This window comes from Streptococcus sp. FSL L8-0526 (assembly GCF_038007145.1).
Classification (GTDB): Bacteria; Bacillota; Bacilli; order Lactobacillales; family Streptococcaceae; genus Streptococcus; species Streptococcus thermophilus.
In genome coordinates this window covers 649,845-668,469 of sequence record NZ_JBBOWP010000001.1, presented here as the reverse complement: position 1 = coordinate 668,469, position 18,625 = coordinate 649,845, and the positions used below count along the sequence as shown (strand labels likewise).

The following is an 18,625-nucleotide window of genomic DNA, read 5'->3' as shown; positions in this document are numbered from 1 at the left end:
CGTCACAAAAAGTGGCTATACGTCCTGAATGGTCATTCATATACAAAATGAAAAAAATTGAGGGAGATACTCAATCTTTTAACCTATTTAATATAATATCTCAGTGCTAACATGAGTGAAGCTAAGATTGCTAATGCCCCCACAAAAGAGACAAGTGATTGCTCACCGTCATTTGTTTTAGGGAATTCTTTTGTGTCTGCTACTTTATCAGTCATTGGTGCCATTTGCCCTGTTTGAGCGTTCAGTTCCTTCTGAACCGTTGACATCGGCTGTGGTTGAACAGTTGGCAAAGATTTCTCTTTCGTACTCTCTTCGGTTACTCGTGTAGGACGAACAGTTTTAGTTTGAGGTTCAGAGATGGTTGTTTGTTCCTGATTCAAAGTCATAAAACGTGGACTAGAGCTGGCTAAATGGTCATAAACTGTTTGAGCAGGTCCACCACCAACCCATCCTGATAATAGCTGACCATTTTCCAGATAAAGTAGTGTAGGTGTACCTGGAATACCAATCTCACCAAACACATAGTTTCGGTCAAAATCCTCACGATCTATATCGTAATACTCTAAACGACCATCCATCAGTTGGTTCAAGACCTTCAACTCTGGTGAAAATTGACGACAATAGTAACAGGTTCCACGTCCAAAATAAATCGTATGTGCCTGACCATCCTCGGTAAAGGCATTACGCACATCATCTAAACTTATTTTAGGTAAATCAGCAACATTAGCGTCGTATTCCTCACGAGATACTGCTGGGATATCATTTGCAGTCTCCTCCTCAGACTCAGCCAAGGTTACTGATTCAGTCGCTGCTGGTGCCTCTTTATCTTCAGGAAGCGACTGCTCCTGACTATCTGATGGTTGTTCTACTGGAGTAGATTCGGTTGCTTCAACCTTTGGAGAATTATCAGCTCCCGTTTCTACCACCTCATCCGCTAAAGCAGTTCCTACCGATAGATTCAGTAACAAGGCTGAACTCATCAGCCATAGCGTTAATGTCCTTTTTCTCATCATAAACTCCTTTCGATTACTTAGTCTAGTTTAACAATTTACAACTCTCATAGAAGCTAACGTCCCAAAAAGTGACTATACGTCCCGAATGGTAAGAATATAAAAAATCCCACTATCACCATGATATACTCCCCTTATAGTGGACAGTGAAAAAATAAAAATTTTCACTAGAAACTATAAGGGGAGTCTTATTATGTCCAAAAGAAGTCCAAAATCTGTATCTGAGAAACTAGAAATTGTTCTGCTTCACTTGGAAGAAGGTAAATCACTTAGTTGGTTAACTAGAAACCAAGGTATCTCTAAAGACACCCTATCGAACTGGGTTCGGAAGTACAAAGAAGCTGGTGTTGATGGGCTAGAGGAAAGCCGTCAATGGAAGAAGTATAGTAAGGAACTAAAGGAACAAGCTGTTTCCGACTATCTTAATGGCTTGGGAAGTCTCAAAGATCTGACCAAAAAATATGGAATTTCTGACCCTTATGTTCTCAGATCATGGATAAAAAGTTATACTAGTGGTAAAGAACTGAAAGCTACTAGTAAAGGAATGAGACGCATGAAGCAAGGACGCAAGACAACATTTGAAGAACGAATTGAGATTGTCAATTTTACCCTTGCCCACGAGAAAGATTACCAAGGGGCTGTTGAGAAGTATGGTATTTCCTACCAGCAGATCTATTCTTGGGTCAGAAAGTTCGAGAAGGACGGTTCTAACGGTCTCCTAGATCGTCGTGGAAAAGGTCTTACAAGTAAACCAAACCTTACTCCAGAAGAAGAGTTACGCCTCAAAATCAAGCAACAGGAAGAGCGGATTAAGTATCTTGAAATGGAGAACGGCCTGCTAAAAAAGTTAGAAGAAATCAAACGACGAAACCGACGGTAAGACTTGGTCGGCACTTGGAAACCTTCCAAGCGATTAAAGAATATGCGGATGAGTATGAAGAGGTTTCTATCAGCCACTTGTGCCATATTCTAAAGGTATCTCGCTCAGGCTATTACAAGTGGTTACAACATCAAGAAACAACTTCTGAACAGGAAAATTTAGGCTTGATGGATATCATCAAGAAACTTCATAGCCAGCATAATGGTATTCTTGGTTATCATCGTATGACGCTATTTGTCAATCGCAAGCTTGAAACAAACTACAACAAGAAGCGGATTCGACGCTTGATGCACATTCTAGGTCTACGTTCCATTATCAGAAGAGCCAAGGGCTATTGTACTAAAACTAGCTTTGTCAATGTAGAGGACAACATTCTCAATCGTAATTTTACAGCCACTGCTCCAAATCAGAAATGGTGTACAGATGTGACTTTCTTGAAGTACGGTTTCAGCTGTATAGCCTATTTGAGTGCTATTAAGGATCTTTACGACGGCTCAATTGTCGCCTATGTAGTTGGTCAATTTAATGATAACGAATTGGTATTGGAAACACTTCGTAAAGCACAAAAAGCTAATCCTAATGCGACACCATTAATTCACAGCGACCGAGGTTCGCAGTATACTTCGAAAGATTATTACCGTTTAACTACCCAGTATCAGATGACCCGCTCCATGTCTCGTGTTGGTAAGTGTATTGACAATGCACCAATTGAGAGTTTCTTTGGGCACTTTAAGACGGAGTGCTATGATTTGAAGAAGTATAAGACTTTTGAGGAGCTAGTTTCAGATATTGATGCCTACATCTATTTTTACAATCATCAACGTTTTCAAGAGCACAATAACGGCCTTGCCCCTCTTGAAATGAGGAACAAGGCCGTCGCCTAATATTTTATTATTTCATTGTCCACTTGACAGGGAGCTGTTCAGTATATGTTCAAGATTATTTTTTATGTTTATTTTTATTGACCTTTTTGAAAAAGATATTACCTAACAAAGCAACAACAAAACCTATAATAAAATATACCATAGATTAGCTCCACCAGCAGGTTGCTCCATAGGCAACAGTACCACCTGCACCACCTAGAACACCACCAGCTAGATAACCAGGAACTGAGCCTACAACTGGTAAAACTACATTACCTCCAAACGCTCCTCCGATAGCTCCTTGAACAGTCGCTCCACCTGCGCCTCTCCAACTACATCCACCTCCTTCAACACTATCAAGTGTTTCGAGGTCAAGGGTGTTAAAGTTTTCAATTGTTTGAGTTGCCATGGCAACTACCTCCTAAAATTTTTATCGTGTGATCTCTCAATCACATCTTTAGTATAGCATTCAAGTGTCTCTATCAGAGCTAGCGTCCCAAAAAGTGGCTATATATCCCGAATGGTAATTCCTAAAGAACATCCTTCAATCATTGGAAATCTTCCTCTAATTTTCACATATTTACTTAATCACTTTCTTATTATAACACTTTTATGCAAATATCTTCTAGATTGCTTACAGAATAATCAAGCAAATGCGTTTATTGTTTAAAATATTTTTTGACTTGAAGGTAAGATAGAAAATCACAGAGGATTAACAAAAGCATTAATACGGCTAGTACTATACGGTCTGTGGTATCACTGAATGTTAGTAATGTGTAAAACTCTACACTAAGCACTAGAAATGTGATGACAGGAAAGACAATGAAGGACTGCCGTATTGTTAACAGATTTACTGAATCTGGACGCTTCTTAAGCATACGGTAGAGCAGTCCATTAACAAAAATGACTACGAAAGCTAGTGCTCCGACTGCTAGCCAAGTTCCTGGCGAGATCTTGCTTTTGTAGAGAGAAAGGCTGATACTTATAAGGAAAACTGCCAACGCAGCAGTGATGGTTCTAAAAGATCGCAATACACTCGAACTAATATTCTTTAACTTCATGATAAAACACCTAAACTATGAATAACCTCAGTCAGTCTTGCAAACCTAATAAGCTATTACATTTAACTCTATTCCTCTCTGTATTTTATTATACAGCTGTAAGATTTCAAGTAAGCCCTTAGCGATTAAATTCTACTGGAGATGTAATACAGTAGTGTCATTAGTACTGATACTTTAAATAGGCGAATATACATATCTTTGTTTTCTCTATTACAAAGATATGCAATCAAATATAATATAATCTCCGCTATCATTAGCAAGAATAATTTTACTTCGGGAACATCAAAAATAAGCATTTGCAAGCATCTTACGTTCAAAGTGACCAAAGGTTACTTTTGAAACTGTACCCACTTTTTAAAAAGTAAGCTATAAAGAAGCACCGTTAGCCCTAGCAAGTTAATGGTATGGTGAACTGCATCCAAGCTTCTAAATAGATTAGCGAGGCCCATTACGATGAGAATGGTAGCCAGTAAATACGGTTTTGAGTTTTTAAACATACTTTTCTCCTTAAAGTGTTTTTAGCTAGTCTGTGCATAATCTATGAATTTTATTATAGATTGGAAGCCGATAAAAAAGTAGTGACATAAATGTCACTACTTGTCTGACCTTATATCCTTGATAACCGTACACATAAGAAAGAGAAATAAACATAACCCGATAAGATTTAGGCATTGAAGTCCAAAATTCAGTTTTTCTCCAAAGTTATGTAAGGCAACAAGGACGAAGCCCATAGACATCATTAGAGACACTAGGCGTTTTTTGGTCATGATTACAAATACCTCTTCTCTTATATCGAAATTTTCAATCATAATTCACATGCTATTCACAGACCAGCAATTGACAAGACATTTCAGTTAGGGTTTCTTCTTAACGGAATTGGTAGCCTTGTGTTTTTCAAGAAATGACATAATTGGCTTATCTAAAAAACTCATAACAGCCATGGAAACCATCCCTAAAATATAACTTTTCAAATCAAACATAATCCATCACCACCAGCATGTTGCTCCATAACCAACACCACCTACGATAGCACCTCCAGCTGCTCCTGCGACAGCACCTTGCCAAGTACGTGTTTTGATACCTAGTCGTAAACCATTACCAACTCCTGTAGCTACTCCTTGTTTAGCAAAACCTCCCCAGCTACATCCACCACCTTCAACACTAGCAAGTGTTTCGAGGTCAAGGGTGTTAAAGTTTTCAATTGTTTGAGTTGCCATGGCAACTACCTCCTAAAATTTTTATCGTGTGATCTCTCAATCACATCTTTAGTATAGCATTCAAGTGTCTCTATCAGAGCTAGCGTCCCAAAAAGTGGCTATATGTCCCGAATGGTAATTCCTAATGTATATTATTTCTAAAATTCAGAAAAAAAAAATCTCATTTTATACTCATAAAAAAATGAAAAACCGTTTTCTTTATGTTACAATTTTTCAATAAACAGTATTCGTCATAAAAGAGAGGACTAGACCTTGAAGATTTACCTATTAGAAAATAATTCTATTCAGATGGGTCGCTTGGAAGAGGCTGTGGCACATGAACTTAAATCCTTCGGAAAAGATCTATCTTGTGTCCAGTCTTTTGACAAACCTGACCAGTTGTTATCAGCTATCACTTCTAATACAAGCGATCAGATTTTCTTTCTTGATATTGAAATTAAAGGTGAAGATAAGAAGGGACTTGATATCGCTAAAATCGTACGTCAAAATAACCCTTATGCTATCATTGCCTTTGTCACTACACATATAGAGTTCATGCCTCAAGCTTTTGGCGTTACAGCCTATAAATACATCAATAAAACCTTAGATGAAGCTAGCTTTAGAAAAGAAATAGGGGAAACCATTGCTCAAGTCTTCCCTATTAACGCAACTACCACGGATGAGTTTTTTCTCTACAAAACAGAGTCTCAATTAATAAACCTTCCTATGGATCAAATTCTATACCTATCCACATCAGATATCAAACACCATGTTCACCTCCAGACTATCCATACCCTCATGGATATCCGAGCAAATCTGGCAGACTTTAAAAAGATACACAAAAAGCTCTACCCATGCCATCGGTCCTATATCGTCAATACAGATATGATCATCTCTGTCAACAAGACCAATTATGAAGCTACCTTAATTAATGGTCAAGTCCTACCAGTATCCCGTATGAAGATAGGAAAGATTGCACAGATTGTTGAGGAAAGAGGCAGAGGATGTTAACAACGTTATGGCTACTTTTTCTCACCCTTTTAAGTGCAGGCCTAGAAATTATTCTTTTCCTTTATTTAATGGGACAGAAGATTCGTCTGAGGTATTTTTTCCTACTCCTTATTTTTAATTTAGCCTTTAATTTTATTTATAACCACTCTTCTTGGTTTATCATTAAATTCTGGGGTGAGGATATCTATTATCTTCTTCTCTCCTTCCTTTTATCCACTAAGACTAAAAAACCATTAAAAATAAAGATTTTCAATGGTCTCTTCCCTGATATCCTCAACAACCTTAGTTTAAGATTGATTACTTTCTTTATCTTCCCTTTTTTTAATATTAGTATCACCGATTATCAAAGCTCTCTATTAATATCCATCCCTTCATCTATTGCACCTCTTTGTCTATCATTTCTCTTTATTAAATTATTCAAGGGGAGTTTTACCATACTTCAAAAGCAGAAATCAAATTCTCCGATTCAACATATTATTATAGTTGCTAACTTTTTTATGTTTGGGTACACCCTACTGTTACAGATCCTCATGTATCTTGAAAACACTACTCATTCTTCAACTTTGGAGCTTCGAAAACTCTGTGTTGTTATTTCACTTGTCCTCTTCTTCATTATGATTGTCTTTTTAGACAGAAACATTCGTGAAATGATTCAAGGACAATTGGACTTCCAAAAAAATCTCCAGCTAGAAAATCTCTACACCTACAATAAACATATTGAAGGTCTCTACAATTCTGTTCGTAGTTTTAGACACGATTATAGTAATCTCTTAGTCACATTACGATTGGGGATAGATAAAGACGATATGGATATTGTCAAAGAAGCCTATGATAGTGTGCTTCAAGAATCCGATAAACGATTAAATACAAGAAACTTTGACTTAGCTAGACTCGTTAATATTCAGGATAACACTTTGAAAAGCCTTCTGTCCGCAAAAGTTCTACAAGCAGAAGAAGAAGGCATTGAAGCTCAGATTAGCATCCCAGAACCCATCCACTTGATTGGGATGGAGACTCTGGACTTCATTATCGTCACTTCTATTTTTTTAGATAACGCTATTGAAGGTGCCATTCAAACTCAAAACCCTAAAATTACTATTAGCTTTTGGGAAGATCATTGTTCACAGCTATTATCTATTAGCAATACCATAAGTGAAGAAAAAACAGAAACCAAAACCATATTTGAAAGAGGTGTCTCCAACAAGGGACGAGAGCGAGGCATTGGCCTTGCTAATGTCACAGAAATCTTAGATAACTATATCAATGTAAACTTAGAAACACAGAGTAACAATTTCTCATTCACACAACAATTAACAATAACTAAAAAGGCCTAACAGCCTTTTTTCTATACCTAAGCTTGAGGAATGTTATAGTCTTTTGTTGGAAGCGTTCTTTGCCCTCCGAATCCTTTTAGGAAACCATTTATATAATCCATCCACCCACTTCCACCTACGACTTGTTCAAGAGCGTGGTTATCAAGTGTTTCAAAGTTATTAATCGTATTGTTAGCCATCAGTAATTCTCCTCCTATTGGTCTTGCAAGTTTAGTAACTTGTCTTTAAAGTAATTGAAGTAGGTCTTTTGGTCAATAACGCTTGTCACACGACCTTCTAGACCGTAACGTAGATTTTGGGCTTCTTTTTCTGAAATACTTGCCCTAGCAGTTACTCTAAACACATTCCCCCTTTCTGTTTCCGTGGCAGAATTATCAATACTCTCAAGTTTTCCAATAATTGTGGTACCGTGATTACCAACCTTATCCAAGGTCAGTCGAACTGACTGGCCTTTTTGCAGTTTTGGCACATAATCCGAATTCACATAATAAGTAATGGCAACTTCCTGAGTTTGAGTCATATCGGGATAAAGCTGGGCCAACTCAGTTCCTGTCGCAGCCATGGTTGCTTTTTTATCAGCTTGACTCAAGTGTAAGATTCCATCTTCTGGTGACTGGATGAGGGTATTAGTCAGAAGGACATCTGCCTGATTGATTTTACTCTCGGTATCGGTAATTTGTGTTTCCACTGAGCTCAATTGCTGTCCTGCATTTTGCAAGAATTGATTTTTTAGAGCTTCTTTTTTAGTGCTATCACTATTGTCATAAGTTACAACTGTGCCTGTCCCAGCCTTTTGGATTTCTAGATTACCTATGGAAGCATTCAAGCTCGAAATATTGGTATTAACTTGAGATAGGTATTGGTCTGTTACACTGGCATCCGGTGTCGTAGCATACTGACTGTTATAGGCATTTAAGGTTGCCTGATGAGGATTGCCTTCAGGTAAAGTCGTTTCATGATTGGTAATAGCTTGAGAGAGCGCCTCATACTCTGAGACCTGAGTCTGCAATTGACTAATCTGGTTATCAATAGCAGAACCGGTATTACTCGCAATTGCTGCTTGGTTATTAACCTCTGTATTTGTTTTAGCCACACCCAAGTCAATATCCTGTGCCTGACTTAGGTAGGTGTTAAAAGTACTCTGATAACCAAACTCGTCTTACTGTTCTTGGAAAAGATTGGTTCCCTGCGTTAGGCTAGATTGCAAGGTCTTCAAACCTGATTCCTGTCTTTTTAAAAGTTCTAGTTGCTTTTGAAGCCCCTCTTTTTGCGATGCCTCCATGGTCTCTGAATACTGAACTAAGGTGTCCCCTTTTTTAACAACCTTATTAGCAACCAGTTGATTATCTATGATGGTATTGTCACTGGTTGATTGGATTACTGCGATAACCTTGGTTGGCTCTATACTTCCTCTAGACGTGACTGTAACTTCCTTCTTAGCAAAAAAAGCGAAAAGAAAAAGGAAAATAACTAACAAAATCAAGGGAGTAATCAAAACAGTAGACATATTGTGGTAGCGACGATGGTAAAACTCTGTGCTTTTAAACAACTGTGGATTCATCGTGTTTCCTTTTCCTCACTTTCTAAATAATTGATAATAGAAACCTGGATAAGACATCAGGTCTTGATGAGAACCTGTCTCCACTACGCGTCCCTGATCAATGACTACGATACGGTCGGTCCGCTCAGCGATACTAAGCCTGTGTGCTACAAAGATGATCGTTTTATCTTTTAGTGCTAGGAGGTTATCAATAACCTGCTTTTCTGTCAAAACATCCAATCCGCTAGTTGCTTCATCTAAGATTAGTACAGGAGATTTCGTTAGTAGTGCACGCACCAAAGCGATACGTTGCTTTTGCCCTCCAGACAGACCTGCTCCATCAGACAGCTCTGTCTGAAACCCCATAGGCATGTTTTCAATATCTTGACGAATTTCTGCTATTTCACAAGCTTTCAAAATATCAGCTTGCGTAATACCCCGTGCTGCACCTAAAGTAAGATTTTCTAAAACACTACCACTAAATATATAGGATTGCTGAGGGAGATAGTTAATATGTTGACGAAGAGTTTTCTTGTCTATGCGACTAATATTTTGACCATTAAAATCTATGTGCCCCTTATATGGTTGATAAAAATTGACCAACATTTTAGCTAGAGTAGTCTTACCAGATCCACTGACACCAACAAAACTGATTTTTTCTCCTTGTCTAATCGTCAAACTGACATCAGTCAAAGTATCACGACCAAAACCATATTTATAAGATAAATCCGTAACAGTGATATCTCCATCCGCAATGCCTTCTTGATAGGTATCATCACTTTGTCCAAACTCTGATTCAATCAGATAGACCTCATTGAGCCTAGTATTAGCTACCTTAGCAGACTGTAACTTGGTTTGCAGGTTAATGATATTTTCCAAAGGATTCGTGAAGTAGGAAAGCAACATATTAAAAGTAATCAATTGTCCTATCGAAATGGTATTTCCCATCACCAACTGAGCACCTGTCCAGAGGATAAGTACATTTAAAATAAGTTGAGCACCTTGTTTCAATGATGTTTGTAGTATAGATAACTTAGAAAGGCGAAAAGAATTGTCTAGATAGTCAACAAACTCACCATCAATCTTTTGATAGCATACTTCTTCGCTGGTTAGTGACTTTATGGTTTCAATCCCATTAATGTCCTCAATGATGGCTGAATTAACCATAGCATTACTCTGCATGACGTCATGATTCATTCGCTCAAAAGGTTTCATAAAGGCAAAGACGATAAGGGTATAAATTGGAACCGAACAAAGAACTAGCTTGAAGAGATTGCTATTTTGTATCAATAACACGCCTCGTACGATAATCACAATAGAGAAATCAAGGAAAAGTGATAATATCGTCGAAGCCAGAGCATCGATAATAGAGTTAGCATCACTAAAACGTGAGATAACCTCCCCTGTACGTCTTGTGGCAAAAAAAAGACATTGGGAGTTCAAAGATATGTCGTATGTAGGACAAGATAACGTCAATGGTCAATCGCTGACTCAGTATGGTTAAGAGATAATCTCTTGCAAAAGTCATCATTTGTTGTAAAACATAGGTCACAACTAATCCAATTGAGATAATTCCTAAGGTAGACTTCATTTGATTAGGGACATATTCGTCTAGAATACCTTGTAAATAATAGGAACCTAAAATATTTATTAAAGTAACCAAGAGACTGGCAAAGACAATATTAGCTATCAAGGACCTTTGTTTAAAGATCAAAGGGAGAAAGTCCCAGAGTCCATTTTTCTTATCCTTATGTGGTTTATAACTGGGTTCCGGTCTCATAAAAAGAGTAACACCTGTCCACTCTTTCTCAAAACGCTCTTTAGTCATTTTAGTTACTTTTACACTTGGATCAGGGTCTCCAATTATCAGATAATCCTTGGTGCTTTTATAAATAACATAATAATGTTGAAGCTTCCCATCTTTATTAACATGAGCAATAAAAGGATAAGGAACATCTTCCATCTCAAAGAGCGACATTTCAGCCTTTATAGCTCTCGTTTCAAAGCCAATTTTTTTAGCAGCCTCTACAAGACCTAAGGCAGTTGTCCCTTCTTTATTGGTCTTCGCCAACTCACGCAGATGTGCTAATGAATAATCTGAACCATAGTACTTGGCCACTGATGCCAAGGCAGCAACTCCACAATCCCTCATGTCTATTTGAGGGACAAAAGTCCTACGAAAACGAAACATACCAAACCCTTTCATCACAAATTATCATATGATTAGTATGTCATATTTTCAGGATAAAAAGAGCCAGCGTCCCAAAAAGTTGCCATACGTCCCAAACGGTAAGAAAAATCTTAAAGTCATCTCCACTATTACCATTTAAGCCGTATTTGGGGTCATTTAGGACAAGTTCATTGAAATCGATTTCAAAGTTATACAATAGTTATTAGAAGGAAACATTCTAAAATAGTCCTACAAGCATACGTATTTGATCTAACCATTATTACTGTGCCAGCCCTGGTATTTTCAAAGGAAACCATGACTGCTGATAGCCTCGGAGCCTATCTCTATCGTATGATGTCATAATTTGATTATTTTTATTCCGAAAAGGGATAACATTATGAAAAACGTCAATCCATATCTCAAAAAATCCTATCAAAAAAGGCTAAATCAGCCTCTTGAGATTCGATTACTCAATTATCGGTTTAATTTTCCTTAGCTTTGTAAGTGTATTTGTTATCACTGTCAATGCTATTTTTAGCGTCACTAGAGGGGTTCCCTTCCTTAATGCCCACCTTATTTCCACCTTGAGTAATTGTGCCTTCTATCTTTTGATTTACTCAACCTTGAGGTGGCACCATCTCAAAAAGCTCTATAATCTCTACAGTGGTTTTTCCCACTACAGAAATTATAGAGCCGAAGTTAAGTAGTTCTGTGGTAAACTGAGTCATAGGAATAAATCTCTTTCTAGTAATGTTTTGCAACTCTACTATAACGGATTTATTCCTTTTTGTGTTTACACAACTTATTTTACACTACCTCAACGTTTGCAAGTGCCTCGAGATCGAGTGTTTCAAATGTATTATTTGTTTGCCTTGTCATTCTAACAACCTCCTAAATTATTTTCAGCTTTTTCTCTCAAGCTATGATTTTATTATAGGGTGGTAGCCAACAAAAAAGTAGTGACATAAATGTCACTACTCGATTTTGATTTTTAAGAAATCTTTTCGAATATAGAAGCTATGGTCTAGATTAGCTTACTCTCCTTCCATGGCGCCTGCTTGTAGGCTGTACATCTTGTGATAGGTGCCGCCGAGGGCTAGGAGCTCTTCGTGGCTACCGTGTTCAATGATGCGGCCCTTGTCTAAGACATAGATGCAGTTAGCATCTTGGATTGTTGATAGGCGGTGGGCAATGGCAATGGTTGTACGGCCTTGACGCATTTTTGCAAGAGAGTTTTGAACAATAGCCTCTGTCTCCGAATCAATATTGGCTGTCGCTTCATCCAAAATCAAGATTTTAGGCTGGCTAGCAACGGTTCTAGCAAAGGCTAGAAGCTGGCGTTGACCGGTCGAGAAACTTGAACCACGTTCGGAAACTGGGGAATCATAGCCTTCAGGAAGTTTATCAATAAAGTGATTGGCATCGACAAACTCAGCAGCAGCTTTAATCTCTTCATCAGTTAAATCTTGATACATGGCAATATTGGATTTGATTGTGCCATGATAGAGGAAGGGGTCCTGAAGGACAAGACCAATATTCTTGCGCAGCTCTGCCTGACTATAATCACGAATATCCACACCGTCTATGAGAACTCGTCCTGATTGGAACTCATAGAATCGCATGAGCACGTTGATAATAGAGGATTTTCCAGAGCCTGTAGATCCCACAAAGGCGATGGTTTCACCTTTATTGACAGAGAAGGAAATATTATCCAAAATCTGGTGCTTGCCATCATAGGAGAAGGAGACATTCTCAAAGCGAATATTCCCCTCAGTAACCTTGGCAGCTGTGTCTCTCTGTTCAGGCTCATAGGTACGCTCGTCAATCAAGGCAAAGACCCGACCTGCTGAGACCATAGAGGTTTGTAGAGTCGAGAAGTTTTGTGTCACTTCAATCAAGGGATCAAAGAGGCGATTAATATACTGGATAAAGGCATACATGGTACCTGCTGTGATACCCAGATAGATACCTCGGTAGCCAAAATAGGCCATGAGAACAGCATAAGCCAGGAGCTTCAGTAGACTCATGGCTGGGCGTAGAAAGAGAGAATCCAGTGATATAGAACGGCTGGCATAAATCAGGTGTTCCTCATTAATGGCATCAAACTCTTTTTTAAGACGCTTCTCCTGGTTAAAGGCCTGAATGATGCGAATCCCTTCGATACTCTCTGACAGTTTGGCATTTATATCTGAAAGCAAGGCTCTGGTCTTTTCAATGATGACCACTGATTTTTTGCGATAAAGGTTAACCAAAAGGACAATCAGAGGAAGAAAGAGGACAATAAGCCCGGTCAGACGAATGTCCAAGATCATCATGGTGTAAAGGGTGGTAACAAAGATAAAGATAGCCGAAATAAAACTAGACAGAGTTCCTGAAAACATCTCGCTAATGGTCTCAGTATCATTGGTCAAGCGGGAAACGATGGAACCTGCTGGGGTCTTGTCAAAGTAAGACATACCCAGTTTTTCCATATTGGCAAAGGCATCTCGACGAATATCTCTGACAATGCTATAGGACACACGCGCAAAGAAGAGATTTCCCAGATACTGGACTAGTGTCTGCAAGAGGTAGAGACCATAGTAGCCAATCAGAATCATACTTGCCGCCTGATTCATATCATGAAGATAGTGATCAATAAAATAAGAGGCCACCAAGGGAATGATACTCTTGATAACCGTTGTGGACAAGAGGAAGGTCAAAGCTAGAAAGGTCAAGAACTTGTAAGGCTTGAGATAGGTCAAGAGACGCTTAAACACAGACCATTGGTTTTGATTAGGCATGAGCTTCTCCTCCTTCCATTTCTAACTGTTGAGACTCGTAGGTCTTGGCATACCAACCACCTTGAGCTAGTAAGTCGTCATGACGCCCACGTTCAATGATACGACCATCTTGCATGACCAGGATGAGGTCAGCGTGCACCACCGCACTGAGACGGTGGGCGGTAATAATAGTTGTTTTGTTCTTGCGAGTATGCTTAAGATTATCAATAATGGCATGTTCTGTCTTAGCATCAACCGCAGATAAGGAGTCATCCAAAATCAAAATTTCTGGATTCAAAATCATGGCCCGGCTCATAGCCAGACGTTGTTTTTGACCACCTGATAGGCTGACACCCTTTTCACCAATGATTGTTTCAAAGCCTTCAGGCATATCCTTGATATCATCATAAACTTGAGCTAACTTAGTCGCTTCTTCCACCTTATCAATGGAGAAATCTGGATTACCAAAGCGGACATTGTCTAAAATAGAACTGGCAAAGAGAAACTGGTCTTGAGGAACATAACCAATCAAGCTACGCAAGTCTGATAGGCGATAGTCTCGGATGTCATGTCCATTCAAATAGATGGCTCCTTGATTGACATCGTGCTCCCGCAAGAGCAACTTGACAAGAGCTGTCTTTCCTGAGCCAGTCGGTCCAACCAAACCAAGGGTTTGCCCCTTGTCCAAGGTGAAATGAATATCTCGCAAAGTATCCTCATCCTCAAAAGCAAAGCGGTCAATCGCAAAGTCTAAACGACCATTTTCAATGCTTGGAAGAGGATAAGCAGGATCTTGAACATCTGATTCCTGCTCTAAAAGAGTCTCGATACGTTGGTAGGACACATTTCCCCTCTGCGTGATATTAAAGAGGAAGCCAATGGCCATTAGGGGCCAAACCAGCATGTCCAAATAGGTAATAAAGGTTACCAAATTTCCGACCGTTATCTGACCGGCCTGAATCATAAAGGCCCCGACAAGGAGGGTCAAAACATAAGATGAGCCAACAAAGAGCAAGACCAAAGGATCAAAAAGGCTGTCGTACTTCATGGTATGCATATTCTTTTCAAAAGTCATCTTATTGGTCTCTTGGAAGGACTGGAGCTCAGCCTCCTGATAGCCAAAAGACTTGGTTACCTTGATACCTGACACCGATTCTTGTACCTTATTATTAAGTTCAGAAAAAGCTGCCTGGGATTCTCCAAAAGCTTTGTGGGTCTTACGTCCCAAACGACTAGTCGCAAAAGCCATGAAAGGTAGAGGTAAGACTGCCACCAGGGTCATCTGCCAGGAAATGCTGAAGAACATGGTGATTAAAGTCACCAAGGCTGTGATAGACGCATCCACGGCTGACATGACACCCCCACCAGCCAAACGGGTTAGAGAGTTGATATCATTGGTGGCATGGGCCATGAGATCACCAGTTCGATACTTTTGGTAAAAAGAAGGCGACATCTTGGTAAAATGCTCAAAAAGCCGCGAACGCATAATCTGTCCCAAGCGATAAGACGTTGCCAAGATATACATCCGCCAAACATAGCGCAAATAGTACATTCCTAAAGCTGCCAAAAGCAAATAAACGAGATTCAAAAGCAAGATCTGATTGGTCAATTTTCCCGATGTGATAGCATCAATGACCCGACCCATAACCATAGGAGGAATCAGATTGAGAACCGAAACCAAACTCAGTGCCAGTATCCCGACAATATAACGGCGTTTTTCTAACTTGAAAAACCACCAAAGTTTTGCAATGATTGATTCTTTAAAAAACAAGTTATTCCCCCTATCCCTACAAAAGGATGATTATAAGTCTAATGAAAGTTATTTCCAATAGCGATAAATTGTACCATCTTCTAACTGAAAGTGACCAATATAAGTCAATTTTCCAAAATCAGTAGACTCTGGCAATTGATAAGCAAAGGAGTCAAAATTATAGACCTTGTGCCCATCATCAATAGAATCAGTTATCCTTATCGTGGATAACTGATTCGTCCTTCTTAGGGTTCCAAATACGTCTGATTTCATCAGATGTCTTATACTCTCTGACAAAATTGTACAATTCGAAGTTAGTTGCCTCACTGAGATAGCGACCATCAGTGTTGTAGTTAGCTAATTGAGACTCTCTCTTAACCTCAGAATAGCTCCAAACCTGCCCTCTTTCTCGCATAATATCGGCATCACGGCCACTTTTGATAAGTATCTGCTTTAACCATTGTCATTGTTGCTCCTAGTGTCAATACGGTGACTACTGTCACATTAAGTATTTCATTGTTTCACTAAAAGTGTTTATTCATTTTTCCCTCTTTTGGATGTGTTGTATTTGTATGAGAGAAAATAAGTGAAACCTGGGACGCAAAGTGTCCTAGGTTTTTTACTCATTAAAATACGTTTGAATCAGTTTCACAAGGAGGCGATAGGCACCTAGTGCCACCAAACCACCCAAAGTGTTGGTCCATAAATCATCTATCTCAAAGACACGATTAGCATCAATGAGAAGATCAAGAATCACCTGCCCGATTTCGATCGTCAAAGACATGGCAAGCGTCGCTACAAGGACCTTTTTCCAAGACCTAAATCTTGGGTACAAGGCTAAGAGTCCTAAAATCAGCGGACTCAGCAAGAAAATGTTGGCCACATTTTGCCCAAGAACAAAGACAATCTCCTTAAGACTATCCAGCTGATTAAAATTAGTCAGACTGTTGAACGGCGTCAAAAGCACCACTACCCTACCAAAATGTTGAATACCGGGGGTTTCAACACCTTCAACTAGCCCATACTGGGGTGTCCAACAAAGGAGTACTAAACAAAGAAGATAAGAACAAACCAAAACTTGACTTAGCTTTCTTCCTTTTGGTGTTAGTTCTCCATTCTTATCTACCCAAGTCGTCAGCTGAAACATCTTACTTACCTTCTGATTTACAGATGCTTCTGCCACAGCCTTTTGACGGTCACGTTTCATAGTGTTTGAGCGCAATTGTCCACAAGCAGCATCAATATCTGTACCATGTTCTTGACGAACGACACAGTTGACACCATTTTTCTTGAGCACATCGTAAAAGGCAGCCACACGTTCTTTAGTTGAGCGGCTATATTGGTCGTGCTCTGATACTGGGTTGTAAGGAATCAAGTTGATGTATGACAACTTACGGATTTTCTTAGTCAAATCAGCCAACTCTTGAGCATTTTCAGGGTGATCATTGACCTCATTAAGCATGATGTACTCAAAAGTTACACGACGGTTGGTTGTCTGGATGTAATATCCAATAGCTTCAAAGAGTTTTTCAAGTGGAAATGAGCGGTTAATACGCATGATGCTTGAACGAAGGTCATTGTTAGGCGCGTGGAGTGATACGGCGAGGTTAACTTGAACACCTTCGTTAGCAAATTCCTTAATTTTTGGTGCCAAACCAGATGTTGACACTGTAATATGACGAGCTCCAATAGCAAGGCCATTATCATTGTTAATGGTACGCAAGAAGCGAAGCACATTGTCATAGTTATCGAAAGGTTCACCAATCCCCATAACAACCACGTGGCTGACACGTTCACCATCACCACGGTCATCAAAGTACTTTTGTACCAACATGATTTGAGCAACAATCTCACCAGCAGTCAAGTCACGCTGTTTCTTAATCAAGCCACTAGCACAGAAAGTACAACCGATGTTACATCCAACCTGAGTTGTCACACAGACAGACAAACCATAGTGTTGACGCATCAAAACAGTCTCAATCAACATACCATCTGGCAATTCAAAAAGATACTTAACCGTACCATCTTTTGATTCTTGAACGATACGCTGTTTTAATGGGTTTACGCAGAAATTATCGTTCAATTTAGCAATGAAGTCCTTAGAAATGTTGGTCATTTCTTCGAAAGACTGCACACGCTTCTTGTAGAGCCAATCCCAAATTTGAGTAGCACGAAATTTCTTTTCACCGTGTTCCACAGCCCAGTCAATCAACTCATCACGAGTAAGACCGTAAATAGAAGGTTTGTAGCCCTCCATATCCTCTAATTTCTGACGTTTACGACGTTCTGGTTTTGCTTGTGTTGTTACTTCTGACATAGTTTAATTTCCTTTTTTTCTGATTGTAAAATGCTGACCATCTGACTTGGCATTACTTTGCTTTTTCAGTGAGGGGGTTTGATTTTTTGAAGCTTTCTTCTGACTCTTCTTGAAGTTAGGCTTTCGCTCACGACTACCATCCTCGGACTTAGATTTGAACTTAGATCGACGCTTGACTTTCTCAAAGCTTGCCCCTTCTTGGTCCCTGTCTCCTCGTTTGGACTTATCCCGCTTTTGCTTAGCAGAAACTTTTTGTCCCTTATTCTTTTGAGAAGCATTATGCTCCTTCTCTCTAGATTCCTGAGAAGAATTACGACGATTATTAGAACGACGACACTTGCGACGAGGCTCTGTCTCCTCTTCAAAGACGATTAATTGCGGCTCTTCATTTTTCAAAATAAAGTAGGCACAACCAAAGGCACAGTATTCGCGTAAATACTCTGACAATCGGCTAATACGATCTGTCTTACGCGTATTGGGACGATCGTCCTCGTAAAATCCCTTAAGGCGAAGCTGGTCATTAGACCAATCCCCAACAATATAGTCATACTTGAGCATGATTTCAGAAAAACGTTGCCCAAAGCGGGTAGCGTCTAAAGCATCCTTGTGATTTTCAAGAACCTTAAACTGATAGGCATCTGATTTCAGAAGGTCGGCCACATACACAAAGTCTGGCCCTGGATATTTATTATAATTAAACATTTCTGGCAAGATTTCTTTACGCATGTGCCATC

At 39.3% G+C, this 18,625-nt stretch carries 14 protein-coding genes and 3 pseudogenes; 3 read left to right on the top strand and 14 right to left on the bottom strand.

Features of this window, described 5'->3' with window-relative positions:
* Nucleotides 1–83: 83 nt before the first annotated feature.
* The gene (locus NSQ85_RS03610) at nucleotides 84–1,010 is read right to left on the bottom strand and encodes a thioredoxin family protein (protein ID WP_084829083.1); all 927 of its coding nucleotides are present in this window, start codon (nucleotides 1,008–1,010) and stop codon (nucleotides 84–86) included.
* 193 nt (nucleotides 1,011–1,203) lie between these two features.
* Here NSQ85_RS03610 and NSQ85_RS03605 point away from each other — a divergent pair.
* Nucleotides 1,204–2,774, top strand: a protein-coding gene (locus NSQ85_RS03605) for an IS3-like element ISSth1b family transposase (RefSeq protein ID WP_340781170.1) whose coding sequence is annotated in 2 segments (ribosomal slippage) — nucleotides 1,204–1,849 and nucleotides 1,849–2,774 — 1,572 coding nt in all. Because the reading frame shifts where the segments join, the coding sequence is not laid out codon by codon here.
* 145 nt (nucleotides 2,775–2,919) lie between these two features.
* Here NSQ85_RS03605 and NSQ85_RS03600 read toward each other — a convergent pair.
* The 4 genes from NSQ85_RS03600 to NSQ85_RS03585 all read right to left on the bottom strand — a co-directional run bounded on the left by NSQ85_RS03600 (nucleotide 2,920) and on the right by NSQ85_RS03585 (nucleotide 5,031).
* Entirely contained in the window at nucleotides 2,920–3,162 is a 243-nt protein-coding gene (locus tag NSQ85_RS03600) for a Blp family class II bacteriocin (protein WP_180482402.1), read from the bottom strand.
* 250 nt (nucleotides 3,163–3,412) lie between these two features.
* The gene (locus NSQ85_RS03595; RefSeq protein ID WP_011226490.1) at nucleotides 3,413–3,814 is read right to left on the bottom strand and encodes a hypothetical protein; all 402 of its coding nucleotides are present in this window, start codon (nucleotides 3,812–3,814) and stop codon (nucleotides 3,413–3,415) included.
* A gap of 854 nt (nucleotides 3,815–4,668) precedes the next feature.
* Nucleotides 4,669–4,794: a hypothetical protein gene (locus NSQ85_RS03590; RefSeq protein ID WP_340781168.1), complete on the bottom strand. Its 126-nt coding sequence runs from the start codon at nucleotides 4,792–4,794 to the stop codon at nucleotides 4,669–4,671.
* 6 nt (nucleotides 4,795–4,800) lie between these two features.
* Nucleotides 4,801–5,031 carry a bacteriocin class II family protein gene (locus tag NSQ85_RS03585; RefSeq protein ID WP_011226494.1) on the bottom strand — a complete coding sequence of 77 codons (231 nt, stop codon included), beginning with the start codon at nucleotides 5,029–5,031 and terminating at the stop codon, nucleotides 4,801–4,803.
* Between the two features lie 252 nt (nucleotides 5,032–5,283).
* Between NSQ85_RS03585 and NSQ85_RS03580 the strand changes: the two genes are divergently transcribed.
* Together NSQ85_RS03580 and NSQ85_RS03575 are read left to right on the top strand one after the other, a co-directional pair.
* Nucleotides 5,284–6,021, top strand: a complete 738-nt coding sequence (locus NSQ85_RS03580) for a LytR/AlgR family response regulator transcription factor (protein ID WP_340781166.1) — start codon at nucleotides 5,284–5,286, stop codon at nucleotides 6,019–6,021.
* Between the two features lie 530 nt (nucleotides 6,022–6,551).
* Entirely contained in the window at nucleotides 6,552–7,355 is an 804-nt protein-coding gene (locus NSQ85_RS03575; RefSeq protein ID WP_223899638.1) for an ATP-binding protein, read from the top strand.
* 17 nt (nucleotides 7,356–7,372) lie between these two features.
* Here NSQ85_RS03575 and NSQ85_RS03570 read toward each other — a convergent pair whose 3' ends face one another.
* The 9 genes and pseudogenes from NSQ85_RS03570 to NSQ85_RS03530 form a co-directional block, all read right to left on the bottom strand.
* Nucleotides 7,373–7,534 (bottom strand): ComC/BlpC family leader-containing pheromone/bacteriocin, encoded by a 162-nt coding sequence (locus tag NSQ85_RS03570; RefSeq protein ID WP_011681573.1) that lies wholly within the window; start codon nucleotides 7,532–7,534, stop codon nucleotides 7,373–7,375.
* A gap of 14 nt (nucleotides 7,535–7,548) precedes the next feature.
* Nucleotides 7,549–8,916 (bottom strand): annotated as a pseudogene (locus tag NSQ85_RS03565) (bacteriocin secretion accessory protein).
* Between the two features lie 15 nt (nucleotides 8,917–8,931).
* Nucleotides 8,932–11,086 (bottom strand): annotated as a pseudogene (locus NSQ85_RS03560) (peptide cleavage/export ABC transporter).
* A gap of 1,013 nt (nucleotides 11,087–12,099) precedes the next feature.
* Entirely contained in the window at nucleotides 12,100–13,845 is a 1,746-nt protein-coding gene (locus NSQ85_RS03555) for an ABC transporter ATP-binding protein (protein ID WP_100285002.1), read from the bottom strand.
* Nucleotides 13,838–15,595 carry an ABC transporter ATP-binding protein gene (locus tag NSQ85_RS03550; protein WP_100285003.1) on the bottom strand — a complete coding sequence of 586 codons (1,758 nt, stop codon included), beginning with the start codon at nucleotides 15,593–15,595 and terminating at the stop codon, nucleotides 13,838–13,840. Before NSQ85_RS03550 ends, NSQ85_RS03555 begins: the two co-directional genes overlap by 8 nt.
* Nucleotides 15,596–15,782: 187 nt before the next feature.
* Nucleotides 15,783–15,989: a hypothetical protein gene (locus tag NSQ85_RS03545; RefSeq protein WP_011681579.1), complete on the bottom strand. Its 207-nt coding sequence runs from the start codon at nucleotides 15,987–15,989 to the stop codon at nucleotides 15,783–15,785.
* A gap of 204 nt (nucleotides 15,990–16,193) precedes the next feature.
* Nucleotides 16,194–16,721 carry a VanZ family protein gene (locus NSQ85_RS03540; protein ID WP_171815053.1) on the bottom strand — a complete coding sequence of 176 codons (528 nt, stop codon included), beginning with the start codon at nucleotides 16,719–16,721 and terminating at the stop codon, nucleotides 16,194–16,196.
* Between the two features lies 1 nt (nucleotide 16,722).
* A pseudogene (gene rlmN / locus NSQ85_RS03535) lies at nucleotides 16,723–17,891 on the bottom strand (23S rRNA (adenine(2503)-C(2))-methyltransferase RlmN).
* Nucleotides 17,892–17,894: 3 nt separating this feature from the next.
* Nucleotides 17,895–18,617: a YutD family protein gene (locus NSQ85_RS03530; RefSeq protein WP_084826128.1), complete on the bottom strand. Its 723-nt coding sequence runs from the start codon at nucleotides 18,615–18,617 to the stop codon at nucleotides 17,895–17,897.
* Nucleotides 18,618–18,625: the final 8 nt, after the last annotated feature.